Annotated in this window: 1 protein-coding gene; it reads right to left on the bottom strand. The window is 42.5% G+C overall.

The genetic code is table 11. The features are described from left to right. Positions 1-17: 17 nt before the first annotated feature. A partial coding sequence (locus FS628_RS30985) for a DUF2129 domain-containing protein (protein ID WP_145326718.1) occupies positions 18-233 on the bottom strand: 216 nt, incomplete at its 5' end.

Below are 233 nucleotides of genomic sequence, written 5' to 3'. Positions count from 1 at the left end.
TATCTCCTCTATATTCCCTAAAACCTCCTTTTATCCATCGTTTTCCTCCCATACTCCCTTTTCATCTCCTTTCCATACCAACCTTCCATCTTCCCCACATACCAAACTCCTTTCACATTTTTCATCCTATCTTCTCCCCCTTCTCCATTAACATACATCACCACATAATCCATACCCCCCCACATATAATCCACCCTCCCATATTTTTCCACATTACCCCCACCCTTCAAATC

It is taken from the genome of Paenibacillus xylanexedens (assembly GCF_007676705.1).
Lineage (GTDB): Bacteria > Bacillota > Bacilli > Paenibacillales > Paenibacillaceae > Paenibacillus > Paenibacillus xylanexedens_C.
This window is presented reverse-complemented; position numbering and strand designations above follow the sequence as displayed.